This window comes from Hymenobacter citatus, assembly GCF_014333615.1.
GTDB classification, from domain to species: domain Bacteria; phylum Bacteroidota; class Bacteroidia; order Cytophagales; family Hymenobacteraceae; genus Hymenobacter; species Hymenobacter citatus.
The window spans coordinates 1-15,688 of sequence record NZ_JACSCY010000027.1 but is presented as its reverse complement, the minus strand read 5'-3'; the positions used below and the strand labels follow the sequence as shown (position 1 = coordinate 15,688).

Here is a 15,688-nt window from a genome sequence, read left to right as displayed (position 1 = left end):
TCCTTCGCTGCGCTCAGGATGACAGACAATTCACAATTTCACAACCTCGCAACTTCACCATCAAGTCCAATACTTGATAGGTGCTTGCGGGAAGCGGCGCTGCCACTCCTGGTAAAACCACTCCTTGAGCGTACGCATGTCGTCGGGCTGGTACACGTATTTGTGGCCGCCGAACTTGTTGCGCTTCACGGCGCGGGTGGCTTCGTCGAAGTCCAGGGAGGTATTGGGGTACCACTGTAGCAGCACATCCTTGGAGCCGGGTGTGAAGCGGTGGCTGATGAACTCCACCGTCAGGTCGCAGTCGAAATCGAGGGTAGCGGCCAGGCGGTCGAGCAGGTGGGTGTAATGCTGCTGCCAGTCGGGGATGGGCATGATGGGCGCCAATACTACCCCGATGGGGTAGCCGCCGCCCCCCTCGGCCACGGGTAGGGCCAGACGGCGCAGGGCTTGCAAGCGGGCTTCCAGCGAGGCAGTGCCCGCTTCCAGGCGCCGCACTACCGGCTCGGCGTTCAGGCTGAAACGGGCGCGGGTGTGGCCGTGGTGGGGTAGGCAAAGGAGCGAATCCACGTGGTCGTACTTGCTCACGAAGCGCAGGCGGGCGCCCTCGCGCTGGCCGTAGTAGCGGATGCACTCAGCCAGGCTGCCCGTGAGGTGTTCAATACCTAGCACATCGGTGTAGCAGCTCACCTCGAAGCTGGTGAGGCGACCGGGCTGCTCGCACTGCGTCGTGTTTTCCAGCAATTGGGGCAGATTGGCAAACACGCGCACCACCGGCGGCCCCGAGAGCGAGCCGGCCAGGTAGCAATATTGGCAGTGCGCGGGGCAGCCTTCGGCCAGGTTCATTTGCCAGTCGGCGGAGGGGGGCGTGGGTTGCAGGCGCAGGGCGCTGGGTGGGGCCTTCACCACGGCCAGGGTACTCTTGGCGCGGCGGTAGGTTTCGGCGGTGTCGGCGCCGCGCAGGTTGGTGATGCGGTTGCTTTTCAGCAGCTCTACCTCCAGACCGTGGGCCTCTACGCGGCGCAGAATCTGCTGGCCAAATTCTTCGTCGAGGGCATCGGGGGTGAACACCACGCGCTTGGGCAGCCAGATTTTGGCCGCGTGCGTGCGTGCGGGAGCGGTATCGAAAAGCGGAAGTTGTGGTAGGTCGATCATCACTTACCACAACACCAAAGTAGGGTAGAAAGGTCCTTATCAGCCTATTGAAAGCGCCTTTCTATTCATTTTTAAAACATTGATAATCAATATTTTAAACGCAATAACAAAACTATTTATACTGCACCCGGCTTGCTCACGAAATGCATCAGCATATCGCGCAGCGCTACGGGCAGATTGTGGGCGCGAGGCAGCAGAAAAGTGGTGCGGCTGGAGTCGACGTAGCCGGCCAGGCGGGCAAATTCCGGCGCCGAAGCCTCGCCAAAGCCCATGCTCCAGTCTGGAAACAAGCGCCGCTCGCTGGTGCCTTCGGCTACCGTTGCAACGTGGTGATGGCGGGGGTCAGTGGCAATGGTACCGTACAGCTGCTCGATGGCCTCGGGCGGCCCTTCCAGCACCTGCAAGATTTGGCCGGCGCTGTACAGCAACATGCCCGTCACGCGGAGGGTGGTGTTTTTTGCCCGCGCCCGGATCAGAATCTGCTCCAACTCTGCCGGGGTGAAAGGCTTCTCGGCCACACTCGTGTAGACAATGTAGTGTAGGGGCATGCGCAACCAAGCTAATGTTGTAATGTCGTGCTTAATACACGTCTCTGGAGAAAAATGTTCGTTTTCAACCGTTTGCTTGGGGTATTGTTGAGCTGCTAGCGCACCGTTTGGGGTAGGCCGTACTGCCGTGGTTAACAGGTTTTCGTGTGCATAAACCGAACAACTCGGATACTTTTGCGTTTTCTTCCTGATTTCTTGCTCTGTACTATCAACCTATGAGCCCTTCGCTCCCTACCTCTTCTTCTGTCGATGTCATTCTGATTGGCGCGGGTATCATGAGCGCTACGCTGGGTACCCTACTCAAAGAATTGCAGCCCGACCTGACCATTGCCATCTTCGAGCGCCTCGATTTGGTGGCCGCCGAAAGCTCCGATGCCTGGAACAACGCCGGCACGGGTCACTCGGCTTTTTGTGAACTCAACTACACCCCTCAGCGCCCCGACGGCTCCGTGGACATCAGCAAGGCCGTGAAAATTGCCGAGCAATTTGAGCAGTCCAAGCAGTTTTGGTCTTTCTTCGTAGAGAAAGGCGTGTTGCCGGAGCCCCACGAGTTCATTCAGCAAGTGCCGCACATGAGCTTTGTGTGGGGTAGCAACAACGTGGACTTCCTCCGCAAGCGCTTCGACGCAATGATCCAGTCGCCTTTGTTCCAGGGCATGCAGTACAGCGAAGACCGGCAGCAGCTGGCCGATTGGATGCCGTTGGTGATGGAAGGCCGCGACTCGCAAACGCCCGTGGCGGCTACCTACATGCCCATCGGCACCGATGTAAACTTCGGCTCCCTCACCCGCACGCTGTTCGAGCGGCTGCAACAGCTGCCGGGCGTGTCGTTTCACCTCAACCACGAGGTAGAGAAGCTGAAGCAGAAGCCCGACGGCACGTGGCGCATTCGGGTGCGCGACCGCGCCGCTGATACCTCGCGCAAGGTATACGGCAAGTTTGTGTTCATTGGCGCGGGCGGCGGCTCCTTACCCCTGCTCGAAAAATCGGATATTCCGGAAGGCCACGGCTTTGGCGGCTTCCCGGTGAGCGGGCAGTGGCTGAAGTGCACCAACCCCGAAGTGATTGCCCAGCACGGCGCCAAAGTGTACGGCAAAGCCGCCGTAGGCTCGCCGCCTATGTCGGTGCCGCACCTGGATACGCGCCAGATCAACGGCCGCAAGGAGCTGTTGTTTGGCCCTTATGCCGGCTTCACCACTAAGTTCCTGAAAAAAGGCTCCTACCTGGATTTGCTGAAATCTATCCGGGCCGGCAACGTGCGGCCCATGCTGATTGCCGGGGCCAAAAACCTACCCCTCACCCGCTACCTGATTCAGCAGGTGCGCCAGTCGCCGCAAGACCGCCTGAACGCCCTGCGCGACTACCTACCCACGGCCCGCGCCGAAGATTGGGAGCTGGAAGTAGCCGGCCAGCGCGTACAGGTGATTAAAAAAGACGCTAAGGAAGGCGGCGTGCTGGAATTCGGCACCGAGGTAGTAGCGGCCGCCGACGGCACGATTGCCGCACTGCTGGGCGCCTCGCCCGGCGCCTCCACGGCCGTGAGCATCATGCTGGGCCTTGTGCAGCGCTGCTTCCCCGAGCAGGCCGCTACTCCTGAGTGGCAGGCTAAGTTCAAGGCTATGATTCCCTCCTTCGGGCAGGAGCTGGCCAGCAACCCGGCTTTGTGCGAGGAACTGCGCGCCAAAACCAGCGAGGTGCTGGAGCTGGAGGCCGTAGCGCAGTAGGCACCACTCGCCCGTCCGTCATGCTGAGCTTGTCGAAGCATCTCGCGTGCTGACGAAAGATAGTATCTACCATCAGCACGCGAGATGCTTCGGCTGCGCTCAGCATGACCGCTTATTGATCAAAAAAAGCCCCGCCGCGCTTCCGCATTGGAAAGCGGAACGGGGCTTTTTGCGTATGGCCCTACCCTGCTAGGCAACTCTGCGTATACGGTACCTCCCATTCATCTCTTTCCTGACTGTTATGCAACAAGTAGCCCCTGGTGTACACCAGCTCACCATCCAACGCTTTGTTAATTTATACTTCGTCGAAACCGGTACGCCCGGCGAATGGGTGCTGGTAGATACGGGCTTGCCTGGCTCCGAAAAGGCTATCATTGAAGCAGCTGACAAGCTGTTCTACCCCGGCACGCACCCCGAGGCCATCATCCTCACTCACGGCCACATGGACCACGCTGGCTCGGCGCAAGCGCTGTCGGAGCACTGGAACGTGCCGGTGCTGGCGCACCCGCTGGAGCTACCGTTTCTGACGGGCAAAGCCGTATACCCGCCCGCCGACCCCACCGTGGAAGGCGGCGGCTCGCTGGCCTTTGTGAGTCGGTTCTTCCCGCCGCAGTCGTTCAACTTACCCAACGTGCAGGCCCTGCCCGATAACGACATAGACCCGCCTTTCCTGCCCGACTGGCAGTGGTACCACGTGCCCGGCCACGCGCCCGGCCAGGTGGCCTTGTTCCGCGAAAAAGACCGCACGCTCATTGGTGGCGACGCCTTTGCCACGGCCAACCACGAGTCGGTGCCCTCGCTGCTGCTGCAACGGCCCTGCATCAGCGTGGCCGGCGCACCCTTCAACTACGATTGGCAGCAGGTGCGCGACTCGGTGCGCCAACTCGCCGAGTTACAGCCGCAAGCCATTGGCTGTGGCCACGGCCCGGTGATTACGGGTCTGGAAGCCACGATGGGCTTGCAACGCCTGGCCGATGAATTCCCATTGCCGCTCTACGGCCGCTACGCCTACACACCCGCCCGCCTCGACGAAAACGGCGTGGCCCATCTCCCCGCGGCCCCACCCGACCAGCTTCCCAAAAAGCTGATTGCCGTGGCTGGCGCCAGTGTGCTCGCCCTTGGATTGACCTTTCTATTCGACAAAAAGAAAAAGAAAGCTAAGCGTGCGAAGCCGGAAAGTCCCACGCATAAAACGCCCAAGAAATTTCGGCGTCAAAGTGCCAGAACCTGGGAATAGGGCTTGGCCCGGTACTACGGCTTGACCTAAACGGCGCAACTGCGGCAATAGTGGCTGCGGGTGCGCCGTTTTGGCCGTAGCAGCGCCTTCCATAGTGGTACCCCTACCCCACCGATGGCACGACAGGCCAGGCGCCTACCTGCTACAACAACCCGCATAGTGCCCAACATTGCGCCCAGCCCGGCTTTCTGTTAACTTGCACCTCCTTTCGGCCCCGCGCCGAACCTAAAAACTCACCACTCACCATTTCACAAGTTCACCATAGATGGGACGCGCATTTGAATTCCGCAAAGGCCGCAAAATGAAGCGCTGGGACCGGATGTCCAAGGATTTCACCCGTATCGGCAAGGAAATCGTGATGGCCGTAAAGGAAAGCGGCCCTAATCCGGATACCAACGCCCGCCTGCGCACCGCCATTCAGAACGCGAAGGGCGTGAACATGCCCAAAGACCGGGTAGACGCCGCCATTAAGCGCGCCAGCAGCCGCGAAGAGAAAGACTATCAAGAAGTTGTATACGAGGGCTACGGCCCGCACGGCGTGGCTATTGTGGTCGAAACCGCCACCGACAACCCTACCCGCACGGTGGCCAATGTGCGCATGTACTTCAACCGCGGCAACGGCACGCTGGGTACCTCTGGCTCTTCGGATTACACCTTCACCCGCAAAGGCGTGTTCAAGCTGGCCGCCGAGGGCCTCGACCGCGACGAGCTGGAGCTGGAGCTGATTGACTTCGGCGCCGAAGACGTGTACGAAGATCAGGAAGAGGACGAGCACGGCCACGTTACCGACCTCATCGTGGTGGAATGCGCCTTCCCCGACTTCGGCCAGCTGCAAAAGGCGCTGGAAGAAAAAGGCCTCAACGTGATTAGCGCCCAATTACAGCGCGTGCCCAACACCACCGTGTCGCTGGACGAGGAGCAGGCCGAGGAAGTGCTCAAACTCATCGACCGTTTTGAGGAGGACGACGACGTGCAGGCCGTGTACCACACACTGGGCTAACTGCCGTCAGCATTTTGTAGAACGGGCCGCTCCTACCCTGGGGCGGCCCGTTTTTATTAAACAGGTACTGCCTTAGAAGTGGGTTGAGCTAGTTTGAAAGGGTGTAGAGACGCATACTTGCGTCTCGTAGTTGAACAACTACACCCAAACTGTACGGATGAAAAGACGCAAGCATATGCCTTCTCGTTTGCACCGTTCTTGCTATCCGAAAGCTATCTTGATGAGCTTTTCACGTTTCCTCCCTACCCTATGCCCACCGAAAAAGAAAAGATGCTGGCCGGCGAGCTGTACCAAGCCAACGACCCCGAGCTGGTAGCCGAACGCCTCCACGCCAAGCAGCTCTGCCACCGCTACAATCAGGAGCCAATAGAGCTAAACAAACAAGTGCTAGCCGAGCTACTCGGCTACGAAACCAACGCCCACATCGAAACCAGCTTCCGCTGCGACTACGGCTATAATATCCGGCTGGGCCAGAACTTCTACGCCAACTACAACCTGGTGGTGCTGGATTGCGCCCCCGTCACCATCGGCGACAACGTGTTTCTGGCGCCCAACGTGGTGCTCACCACCGCCGGCCACCCCGTGGAGGTAGGGCCGCGCATTGCCGGCTGGGAGTTTGCCCGCCCCATCACCCTCGGCGACAATGTGTGGCTGGGCGCCGGCGTACTCGTAATGCCTGGCGTGACCATCGGCGCGGGCTCGGTGATTGGCGCGGGTAGCGTCGTCACGCGCGACGTGCCGCCGGGCGTGGTAGCCGTGGGTAACCCGTGCCGAGTGCTGCGGCAAGTGGCAGAGGGGTAGGCGGCGTACGCAGCGAAAGAAGGCCGTCATGCTGAGCGCAGCGCAGCGAAGTTGAAGCATCTCGCGTGCAACGGTAATCTCAATCGTCAGGAAATTAGCGCTGCACGCGAGATGCTTCGACTCCGCTCCGCTGCGCTCAGCATGACGGCCGATTTTTCTATTATGCCGCTCCTACCCTAATCCTCCGGGTAGGGAATAAACACGAAGTTGGTAAACTCCTCATCCACCACAAACAAGCAGCAAAACTCATCGGCGTCTTTGTAGGTCTGCTGGAAAGCTTCTATGCCTTCCGTGCCCACGATGCCCTGCTGCACCAGTAGTTCCAGGTAGGAAGCAAACACGTGCCACTCCAGGCCGGCTTCGTCGGCATTCACCAGCAAGGTGCCCAGCGGTACTTCCTGCCGGGCGAAGATGAACACCGGGTATTTGGAAATATCACGCTTCCGAATCTGAGCGGAAGCCTCTTGCAGCGTATCAGAAACGGCGGCAAAATCCTTGGTGATGGTGCCGAGGTATTTGCCGTTTAGCTCGGGGTCGTTGGCGTAGTCCATTGATTTTATATTATTAGGAGGTAGGCTGGAGCACTATTGCTGGGGCAAAACGATTGGCTACCCGCTTGCCTAATCGAATTGCTGGCTGCTCTACCAGAATATTAAACAGCGTAGCAGTAGCCAACGTGCTAAGAACTACTGCAAGAAGCAAGACGCTAAAGGATTGTTCGGGTGTAGAAAAATATGCTGCCAGTTTATCCCAATGGTCCATAACATACACTACAAAAAACCAATGCAATAAATAAACACTATAAGAAATACGTCCTAGAAACAATAAAGGATAGCTAATTAAAAACCGTTGAAGTTTAGGACTATTGATTATATAAGCTAAGATAAGCGCAGAAGCCAATCCCGTAAAATGAAAAATATCTATACGAATTAAACTCATAAAGGAAGTAACAGAATCACTCAGCGGAAAAATTCTTATAATATGCCGCATTGAGAAAAGCGCAAAAACTAGCAGACATAAAACAAATCGATAGGGATAGAGAGGCGAATTCCTTAAATCATAGGATTTTATACGATGAAAGTAATAAGCAATCCACATTCCTAAACAAAAATGAAATAACTCCCAAAGTATCACAGTAGACCCTAATACTAATAACATAATAACAAATGCACCAAACAGCTGTCGATTATAGCGAAGCAATAAAACCAAAAAAGGTATGCATAATGAAGCTGCCATTTCCACTTCTAGTGTCCAAGCGGGCACATACATATCATGTTTACCACGAATAAGAAGCGCTTCTTCTATCCAGTGATACTTATTAAGAACAAACTCCAGCACCAGCTGTTTTAGCGGATCGTGTCTATGATAATACAGATAATAACCCGCTAGCGCTGCTAGAAGTGGTACATACAAACGAATTACTCGATTAATTACATAATTCTTGTAGTGTGCTCCATCAATTACAAGCGAATTATCAGGATGAAAATATTTCCAGGAAAGTACTAGACCGCTCAAGACAAAAAACAATGACACAGCATCGCTACCATTAAATAGCATAGCAGACACTTTGAAATCCAATGTGTCTGCCCAACGCCACCCAATAAAGTGATATATCATAACTGCAAAAGCAGCTATTCCTCGCACACTATCCAAATATTCAAGCCGACGCACAATAGTTAAATCTTTAGATGAATTGAACTAGTTGTTTATTTTTCACTAAACACTTACCAGATATAGTTTACTGAAAATTATAAGACATCAATAAACTAGTGCAAAGTTTTTTTTGATAACAGAGATAAAACATTTGTCATTTACCTCAAAATTATTGACATAGTCTATTAGGATTCTGTATAATCTATTTCAAAATTAACGCTACCCTGAACCCGTAGTAGCTCTGATCCTTGAGGAAGATTCAAGTACGGAATAACGGCCGAATCGTAATTAGCGATTGTATTAATATTATAATACATAAAGTTATCACCATTATCAGCATACTCCTGCGTTTCTGTACCGGAGAAGAAACGCCACCCACTATCATGTTTATCGCTAGGGTCTTCCCGATACATAAAACCTACCGGAAGACCTTCGACTGTGATTTTATCCGAAGCAATGCAGCTACCCATAGACTCGATGAGTTGCTTGATTTGGTGTGACTGCAGCTTAAATGATTTCATGGTATATCTGATAGCTTACCGCAGCTCCAGCAACACCACGTTTTCCACATGGTGGGTATGCGGGAACATATCCACGGGCTGCACCTTCACTACCTTATATGCCTCGTCCAGCAGCTCCAAATCCCGCGCTTGGGTGGCGGGGTTGCAGCTGACGTACACGATGCGCGGGGCGCGCATTTCCAGCAGGCGCTGCACCACATCCACGTGCATGCCGGCGCGGGGCGGGTCGGTGATGACCACGTCGGGGCGGCCGTGCTGCTGGATGAAGTCGGCGGAGAGGACGTCCTTCATGTCGCCGGCATAGAATTCGGTGTTCGTGACACCGTTGATTTCGGAGTTCACGCGGGCGTCCTGCACGGCTTGCTCCACGTACTCCACCCCTACCACGTGCCGGGCCTGGCGGGCCACGAAGTTGGCGATGGTGCCGGCCCCGGTGTAGAGGTCATACACCAGCTCATTGCCAGATAATTGCGCGAAGTCGCGGGCAATTTTGTAGAGGTTATAGGCGCCCGCCGAGTTGGTCTGGTAGAACGACTTCGGCCCTACCCGGAAGCGCAGGCCTTCCATCTCTTCCTCGATGTAGGGCTTGCCCTTGTAGCACACCACCTCCAGGTCGTGGAAGGTTTCGTTGCCTTTGTCGTTGAGAACGTAGTTGAGGGAGGTAATCTGCGGGAACTTCTCGTACACGTAGTCCAACAGCGGCTCGATGGCCTGGTGCTGGCGGTAGCACTGCAAAATCACCATCAGCTCGCCGGTGCTTTCGGCGGTGCGGATGATGAGGTTGCGCAGCAGGCCGGTTTGCTTAATGATGTTGCCGAAGCGCAGCATGTTTTCCCGCGCGTAGTCGCGGATGGCGAGGCGGATGGAGTTGCTGGGCTCGGGTTGCAGCCAGCAGTGCTCCACATCAATAATCTTATCGAAGCGGGCGGGCGTGTGAAAGCCCAGCACGCGCCGGTCGTACTGTGCGGTTTCGTCCTTGATCTGCTCTTCCGTCAGCCAGCCCATAAAGCTGAACGTGAATTCCAGCTTGTTGCGGTAGTACTGCAAGGCGGGCGAGTGCGCGATGGGTAGGACTTCCGGAATTTCCACTTTCCCAATGCGTTGCAGGGTGTCTTCTACCTGCTGCTGCTTGTACTGGGTTTGGGTGTCATAGCCGAGGTGCTGCCATTTGCAGCCCCCGCAGGTGCCGAAATGTTGGCAAAACGGCTCCACACGCAGCTCGGAATATTTGTGGAAGTGCGTGGGCACAGCTTCCAGGAAGTTCTTCTTGCTCTTGGTGATGCGCAGGTCTACCACGTCGCCGGGTGCTACCTGGGTCACGAATATCACGAGGTTTTCGTGGCGGACAATGCACTTGCCCTCGGCCACCATGTCCTGAATCTCTACTTCGCGGAGCGCCTCCGCCGGAATTTTCTTTGCAGTCTTGTTCACGGGAGCAAAGATAATCACGGATTTTAGCGGATTAGACGGATTGATCGGATTTTGTAGACGATTGCAGAGCAGTATGGCCTTACGAAGTACCTATAAGGCCTCGTATCGCCACGCCGTGCTGCAATCGTCTACGAAATCCGATCAATCCGTCTAATCCGCTAAAATCCGTGAGCTTACTTCACAATCTCAAACCACCCCTTGTACTGCGTGCCATCAGCTAGCTTAAAGAGGTAGTAATGCGTGCCGGGGCCGGTTTTCTCGCCGCTCCAGGTGTTGCGGTAGTCGCGGGTGGCGTATACTTCCCTACCCCACCGGTCGAAGATGGTGAGGGTGTTGCCGGGATAGAGGGCCACGTTGTCAATGAAAAACACGTCGTTTAGCCCGTCGCCGTTGGGGGTGATAATGTTGTAGAGCAGGATGTTGTTGGCGAAGTCCACGCAGGCATCATTGGAGTACGAGGCCAGCGCGCCCGTCCCAACGGCCTTCACCCGGAAGCATTGGTTGAAGCCCGCCGCACTGGTCGTAAGCGACACTCGCAGGGTAGTGCCCGGCAAAGTAGCTACCAGGGTAGGCGCCCCTTGGTCGGCCATGCGGTACACCTCGTACTGCTGCACGGCAAAGCCCTGGTAGGCGCTCCACTGCACCAGCACCGAGCCCTCGGCGCGGCCGCCGGCCGCTTCCGTCGCCACGGCGGTGGTGTGGATGATGGTATGCGCCGAGCTGGTAAGCTCAGTGCTACAGGCATTGGTGAGGGCCAAGCGGTATTCGTAGGCCTGCGCATCGGTAGCGGCAGACATGTCGGTATAGGTGGTAGCAGTATTGGGCACGTCGCCTACCCTGGCAAAAGCGGTGGTGGTGCCCGCCACGCGGCGCTGAATGGCAATCCGCTGGGTATTATCGGCATTCATTGGCGCCCGAAACGTGAGCTGCACCTGCTGGTCGCTGGTCAGGCTCACGCTGGCTACCTGCAGGTCGAGGCTGATGTTGTCGGGGCGTACTTGCAGAATATTCGCTGGCCCGGCACAGCCGTATTGCGAAGTTTCGAATACCTGCACAGTCTTCACGCTGGCGTTGTTCAGATAGTCGACGGTGATGCTACCGGTACCCTGGCCGCTAGTGATGGTGCCACCCGCCACGGTCCACTGATAGGTAGAGCCGGCCAGGCCCGCCAGCGAGTAGCGCAGGCCTGTCAGATTTTCGGGGCACACGCGGGTAGGACCAGCAATAGCCACCGCCACGGGTAGCGGATCTACCACAAACTGTTTGGCGTAAAGCGGCCCCGCGCAGGCACTGGTTTCGAGCGCTGTGAGCGTGTAGGTGCCCACGGCAGGCACCGCAAACGTGGTGCTGTTGCCCGTGGCCGTGAGCGTGGTGGTTTGCTGAGTAGCCGTGTTCAGCAGCGTAAACTGATAGGTAGAGGTAGCAAAACCCGGCAGCGAAAACGTAATGGTGCCACTACCCACACAGGCACGGCCGGGACCAGCAATGGCCAGGTTGGTAGCGGGTGGCGCCACCACTTCCACCTCCAAAGGCGCGCTCACGCCCAGGCACCGCACCGTACCACCAGGGTTACTGGTTTCCGTCACCTGCAATCGGGTAGTGCCTAGCTGCGTCCAAGTGACTTGCACGGTAGCTTGGTTGGTACTCGCCTGCGTGCCGCCCATAATCTGCCAGGCGTAGCTGGAGCCGTTGGTATACTGCGTTTGGTAGGTGTAAGTGCTACCCAGGCATACTCGTACCGGCCCCGTTGGCGTTTCGGTTGCCAGCCGCTGATTGATTATCACGGGCAGCGTAATCGGCTGCGCGGGACAACCATAAGCCGTAGTACCCAGCACCTGCACGCTGGCATTCGCGTTGGCTGCTCCCCAGTTCACCGAAATGCTGCTGGTGCCCTGGCCACTGGCAATGGTACCGCCTATCACAGTCCACTGGTAAGTAGCGTTGCGCGGATTGCGGATGCTGTACACGACGCCCTGCACCGTGGGACATACTGAGCGGCTGCCGCTAATGGTGTCCAGGGCCGGCGCGGGGTTCACCGTCACGCGCACCGTACGTTGCTGCGTGCAGCCGCCGGCCGAGGTAGCCGTTAGCACGTACGGCACCACCACGGGCTCTGTGCCGGTGTTTGTGGGCGTGAGGGTAGGGTTGGCGGCGGTGGCGCTGCTGAGGCCGGTGGCGGGGCTCCACTGGTAGCTGATGCCCGCCACGGCCGATGCGCCCAGCTGCGTTGCCTCGCCCGAGCATACCGTGCGGTCGGGGCCTGCCGTTACTTCCGGGGCGGCCACTACCCGCACGCGGTAAATAACTGCTGCGCTCTTGCTGTTGCAGGCGTTGTCGGTGGCTGTTACAATCACGTCGTACGGCTCGGTGCGGGCCGAGCCGCAAGCCGGCACAAAGCGAAACGTACCCGTCACGCTGCCCGCACCCGTGACTACTGCCGTGCCTGTGCCGCCAGGGGTAGCTACCGTGCCGGGATTGTTGTTGAAGGTAGCATCAAAGCCCCCGGCCCCATCCAGCAGCACGCTGGCAGCGCGCAAGGCTATACGTTGGCCTTCCGGATCGGTGGAGGTGGCCGTCAGCGTCAGCGTCTGGCCTTCCAGTATGGTATATTCCTGCGGCGCAGCGCTGCCGCTGCTAAACTCGGGGGCTTTGTTGGGCTCGCAGGTGCGGGCCACCAGCTGCACGTCGCGCCGGGTGGTGCCCACCAGACTATCGCGCCCGGCAATACGGCGATACTCACGCACGTCCACTGCTATAACGTACTTGCCCAGCGCGGGCGCCGCGTAGCGACTCAGACCCGTATTCTTATCCAGAAAGGCGTAGCTGCCCGCTACTGGCCCGAAGGGTTGCTGCGCGCTGTACTGCGCGGGGTAAGCAATCAGCTGAGGCGGTGGAGCGAAAAAGGTAGGCAACGTACGGTACGTACCGCCGTAGGGTGTACCAAAGGAATATTCCAGCCGGTCGCCATCCGGGTCGTAGGCGTTGTTGATGATGACGGACGTATCGCCCTGGCAGATGACGGCCACGGCTGTATCGGAGAAGTTGGGCGAGCTGTTGGGAATACTGGGCGGCGCCATATCCGCGTACAGCGTCATGCCCTCGTTGTTAGGCCGTACAATATTAACTACGTCGTTGTTGCGGGCTGTTTCAGAGAAGAACACGTAGTAGCCGCGGGCATCGGCAGGCAACGCCACCGTGGCTTCGTAGCGGTTAAGCCGAATTTGCACCGCCGTGTTGCCCGTGATGGTGCACGAGCCGTTGCTGGCCGGCTTGATAATCGTGTTCTGCGTGCGGGGCAGCGTGATAGAGCGCACCAGCAGCCCCGTGGTGCGGCTGTAGATACCCACCAGCTCCGACGCCCGCCCGCCCGGTACCTGCGAGGTCAGTTCATCAGCATTGAAGTAGACTACCATCGACAGCCGGTATTGGTAGGGCGTGGCCGCCGGACCACTAGCGTTCAAGTATTGGTAGCTGATTTCACCGCCCAACAAGTGCGACGCCCGCGCAAGTTGCCCGGCCGTGCTGGCCAGTACCAGCCACAGCAATACTACCCGCAGTAAAATTGAACGCATATACTATAATTAGAGGAAATAGAAACCAGTGTTCAAAATGGCAGCAATGCTTTCCTTATATGAGTCAGAAAGCTTCCCGCCGTACATACTGTCACTCAAAGTAGAGACATTTTTCCGGCGCCTCTTGTATGAATCGACCGGATTCTTTCCTCACTCGACCAGCCGCCCCTCCCACTGGAAAGCAGTAGCTTTGCCAACCATATCCACCGCCGTTTTTTGGATGACTGTTATGAAAGGAAAAGTTGTACTCATTACCGGGGGCACCTCGGGCATTGGCCGGGCCTGCGCCGTGGCATTTGGGCAGGCCGGCGCCAGCGTTGTGGTAACCGGCCGCGACGAAAGTCGCCTCGCTGACACCGCGCAACAGCTCACGCAACTGGGCATTGCGCACCGTACCGTGCGCGCCGACGTGGGCGTGGAAGCTGATGCCGCCCGCGCCGTAGACGAAGCCATAGCTGCCTTCGGCCGCCTCGATGTGCTGCTCAACAACGCGGGCATTTCCATGCGGGCCAAGTTTGCTGATGCCGATCTGAGTGTGATTGAGCGCCTGATGCAGACCAACTTCTTTGGCACCGTGTACACCACCAAGTTTGCGCTGCCGCACATTGTGGCCAGTAAGGGTTCTATTGTGGGTATTTCCAGCATCGCCGGCTACCGGGGACTACCCGGCCGCACGGGGTACTCGGCCTCTAAATTTGCTATGCAAGGTTTCCTGGAAGCTCTGCGCACGGAATTGCTACCCCAGGGCGTGCACGTACTCGTAGCCTGCCCCGGCTTCACGGCCTCCAACATTCGCCAAACCGCGCTGGCCGCCGATGGCTCTGCCCAGGGCGAGTCGCCCCGCGACGAGCAGCAGATGATGAGCAGCGAGGAAGTGGCCCGACACATTCTGCGCGCCGTGCAGCAGCGCCGCCGCGACCTGGTTCTTACCAGTATGGGCAAGCTCACGGTCTTCTTAAACAAAGTCTTACCCGGCTTATCCGACAAACTGGTGCTCAATCACTTCCGCAAAGAAGAAGCAGATTTTTCGTTGTGAAAGCTACGTTACACCGTCATGCTGAGCGCAGCGCAGCGGAGTCGAAGCATCTCGCGTGCAATAGTAATCCTAAACGTTAGGAAATTACCGGGAGCACGCGAGATGCTTCGACTCCGCTGCGCTGCGCTCAGCATGACGTCCCCTACCTTTACTGCACTTCCAGCAAGTCGTGCTGCCGGATGTAGGCGTCTTTGCCTTGCCAGCGTACCCGGTACCACACGTCTTGCTTGCCTAGCACTACCAGTCGGTCGCCGGCGGCGGCGGTAGTCAGCCAAGTGGCGCCGGGGCTGGGCCCAGCCATCAGGGCCGCACGCGACCGGGCCACCAATCCGCTACGCTCGGGGCGGAACAGGTTCAGGAAAGCCGCCGTAGCCAGCACATATGCTGCGTAGGCCGCCCACCAGCCCCGCCGCTCGCGGCGCCTTAGCCACAACACGGTACCACCAACCACAGCCACAATCAATGCGGCCTGCAACAGGCGGTAGTAATAGCGCCGAAACACAATACGGAGCTGTTGCCGCCAAGAATCGGGGTAGCCGGTGAGGCGGTGGCGTTGGGCCAGGCTAACCATCTTGGCCCAGGTAGAGCGCCGGGGCTGACGAGCCTGCACCAGGCTCAGGTAGTAAAGTGCCGCCGGGTAATGCCCTAATCCTTCCTGCACATAAGCCATGCGCAGCAACATGCGAGGCGAGTAGGCTTTTTGCTGCCGCAGCACTTGCCGGTAAAAAGGGTAGGCAGCCTCTGTTGAGTCGGCGGCGAATAAAGAATCTGCCTTTTGCAGCGCTTCAGTATCTTTTTGAGCCAGAATTGGTTGACTGAACAGCAGCGCTAGAAATGAAAAAAATAAGACCTTTTTCAACAAAATATTTGGACAATCAGGAGTCAACTCCCTACTTTTGTGCCACAATAACGGAAAACGCTCCTGTTATTGCAATTTGATTCTGTAGCTCAGCTGGTAGAGCAGTACACTTTTAATGTACGGGTCCTGGGTTCGAATCCCAGCGGGATCACAC

Annotated in this window: 13 protein-coding genes and 1 tRNA gene; 6 read left to right on the top strand and 8 right to left on the bottom strand. The window is 57.4% G+C overall.

The features are described from left to right. Nucleotides 1-60 precede the first annotated feature (60 nt). Together H8B15_RS20285 and H8B15_RS20280 are read right to left on the bottom strand one after the other, a co-directional pair. Entirely contained in the window at nucleotides 61-1,152 is a 1,092-nt protein-coding gene (locus H8B15_RS20285; protein ID WP_246455778.1) for a spore photoproduct lyase family protein, read from the bottom strand. Nucleotides 1,153-1,268: 116 nt separating this feature from the next. After that, nucleotides 1,269-1,700, bottom strand: a complete 432-nt coding sequence (locus H8B15_RS20280) for a BLUF domain-containing protein (protein WP_187321472.1) — start codon at nucleotides 1,698-1,700, stop codon at nucleotides 1,269-1,271. A gap of 215 nt (nucleotides 1,701-1,915) precedes the next feature. Between H8B15_RS20280 and H8B15_RS20275 the strand changes: the two genes are divergently transcribed. The 4 genes from H8B15_RS20275 to H8B15_RS20260 all read left to right on the top strand — a co-directional run bounded on the left by H8B15_RS20275 (nucleotide 1,916) and on the right by H8B15_RS20260 (nucleotide 6,462). Next, on the top strand, nucleotides 1,916-3,424 hold the full coding sequence (locus H8B15_RS20275; RefSeq protein WP_187321471.1) for a malate:quinone oxidoreductase: 1,509 nt from the start codon (nucleotides 1,916-1,918) through the stop codon (nucleotides 3,422-3,424). A 241-nt stretch (nucleotides 3,425-3,665) separates the two neighbouring features. Further along, nucleotides 3,666-4,661 carry an MBL fold metallo-hydrolase gene (locus H8B15_RS20270; protein ID WP_187321470.1) on the top strand — a complete coding sequence of 332 codons (996 nt, stop codon included), beginning with the start codon at nucleotides 3,666-3,668 and terminating at the stop codon, nucleotides 4,659-4,661. 265 nt (nucleotides 4,662-4,926) lie between these two features. Continuing rightward, nucleotides 4,927-5,661 carry a YebC/PmpR family DNA-binding transcriptional regulator gene (locus H8B15_RS20265; protein ID WP_187321469.1) on the top strand — a complete coding sequence of 245 codons (735 nt, stop codon included), beginning with the start codon at nucleotides 4,927-4,929 and terminating at the stop codon, nucleotides 5,659-5,661. Between the two features lie 249 nt (nucleotides 5,662-5,910). Beyond that, entirely contained in the window at nucleotides 5,911-6,462 is a 552-nt protein-coding gene (locus tag H8B15_RS20260; RefSeq protein ID WP_187321468.1) for a sugar O-acetyltransferase, read from the top strand. Nucleotides 6,463-6,638: 176 nt separating this feature from the next. Here the strand turns inward: H8B15_RS20260 and H8B15_RS20255 are convergent, their stop codons facing one another. The 5 genes from H8B15_RS20255 to H8B15_RS20235 all read right to left on the bottom strand — a co-directional run bounded on the left by H8B15_RS20255 (nucleotide 6,639) and on the right by H8B15_RS20235 (nucleotide 13,639). Continuing rightward, a complete protein-coding gene (locus tag H8B15_RS20255; protein ID WP_187321467.1) occupies nucleotides 6,639-7,013 on the bottom strand; it encodes a hypothetical protein in 375 nt (124 codons plus the stop codon). A 13-nt stretch (nucleotides 7,014-7,026) separates the two neighbouring features. After that, nucleotides 7,027-8,133: an acyltransferase family protein gene (locus H8B15_RS20250; RefSeq protein WP_187321466.1), complete on the bottom strand. Its 1,107-nt coding sequence runs from the start codon at nucleotides 8,131-8,133 to the stop codon at nucleotides 7,027-7,029. Between the two features lie 167 nt (nucleotides 8,134-8,300). Next, a complete protein-coding gene (locus H8B15_RS20245; protein ID WP_187321465.1) occupies nucleotides 8,301-8,636 on the bottom strand; it encodes a DUF2185 domain-containing protein in 336 nt (111 codons plus the stop codon). Nucleotides 8,637-8,651: 15 nt separating this feature from the next. Further along, on the bottom strand, nucleotides 8,652-10,067 hold the full coding sequence (rlmD, locus tag H8B15_RS20240) for a 23S rRNA (uracil(1939)-C(5))-methyltransferase RlmD (protein ID WP_343069190.1): 1,416 nt from the start codon (nucleotides 10,065-10,067) through the stop codon (nucleotides 8,652-8,654). Nucleotides 10,068-10,240: 173 nt separating this feature from the next. Continuing rightward, nucleotides 10,241-13,639, bottom strand: coding sequence for a T9SS type B sorting domain-containing protein (locus H8B15_RS20235; protein ID WP_187321464.1), 3,399 nt, complete (start codon nucleotides 13,637-13,639; stop codon nucleotides 10,241-10,243). 229 nt (nucleotides 13,640-13,868) lie between these two features. On the opposite strand from H8B15_RS20235, the gene H8B15_RS20230 reads away from it, so the two are divergent. Beyond that, nucleotides 13,869-14,675, top strand: coding sequence for an SDR family oxidoreductase (locus tag H8B15_RS20230; protein WP_187321463.1), 807 nt, complete (start codon nucleotides 13,869-13,871; stop codon nucleotides 14,673-14,675). Nucleotides 14,676-14,823: 148 nt separating this feature from the next. Here H8B15_RS20230 and H8B15_RS20225 read toward each other — a convergent pair whose 3' ends face one another. Continuing rightward, nucleotides 14,824-15,534 (bottom strand): SH3 domain-containing protein, encoded by a 711-nt coding sequence (locus tag H8B15_RS20225; protein WP_187321462.1) that lies wholly within the window; start codon nucleotides 15,532-15,534, stop codon nucleotides 14,824-14,826. 78 nt (nucleotides 15,535-15,612) lie between these two features. Here H8B15_RS20225 and H8B15_RS20220 point away from each other — a divergent pair. Further along, nucleotides 15,613-15,685: transfer RNA gene (locus H8B15_RS20220), tRNA-Lys, on the top strand. Nucleotides 15,686-15,688 lie beyond the last annotated feature (3 nt).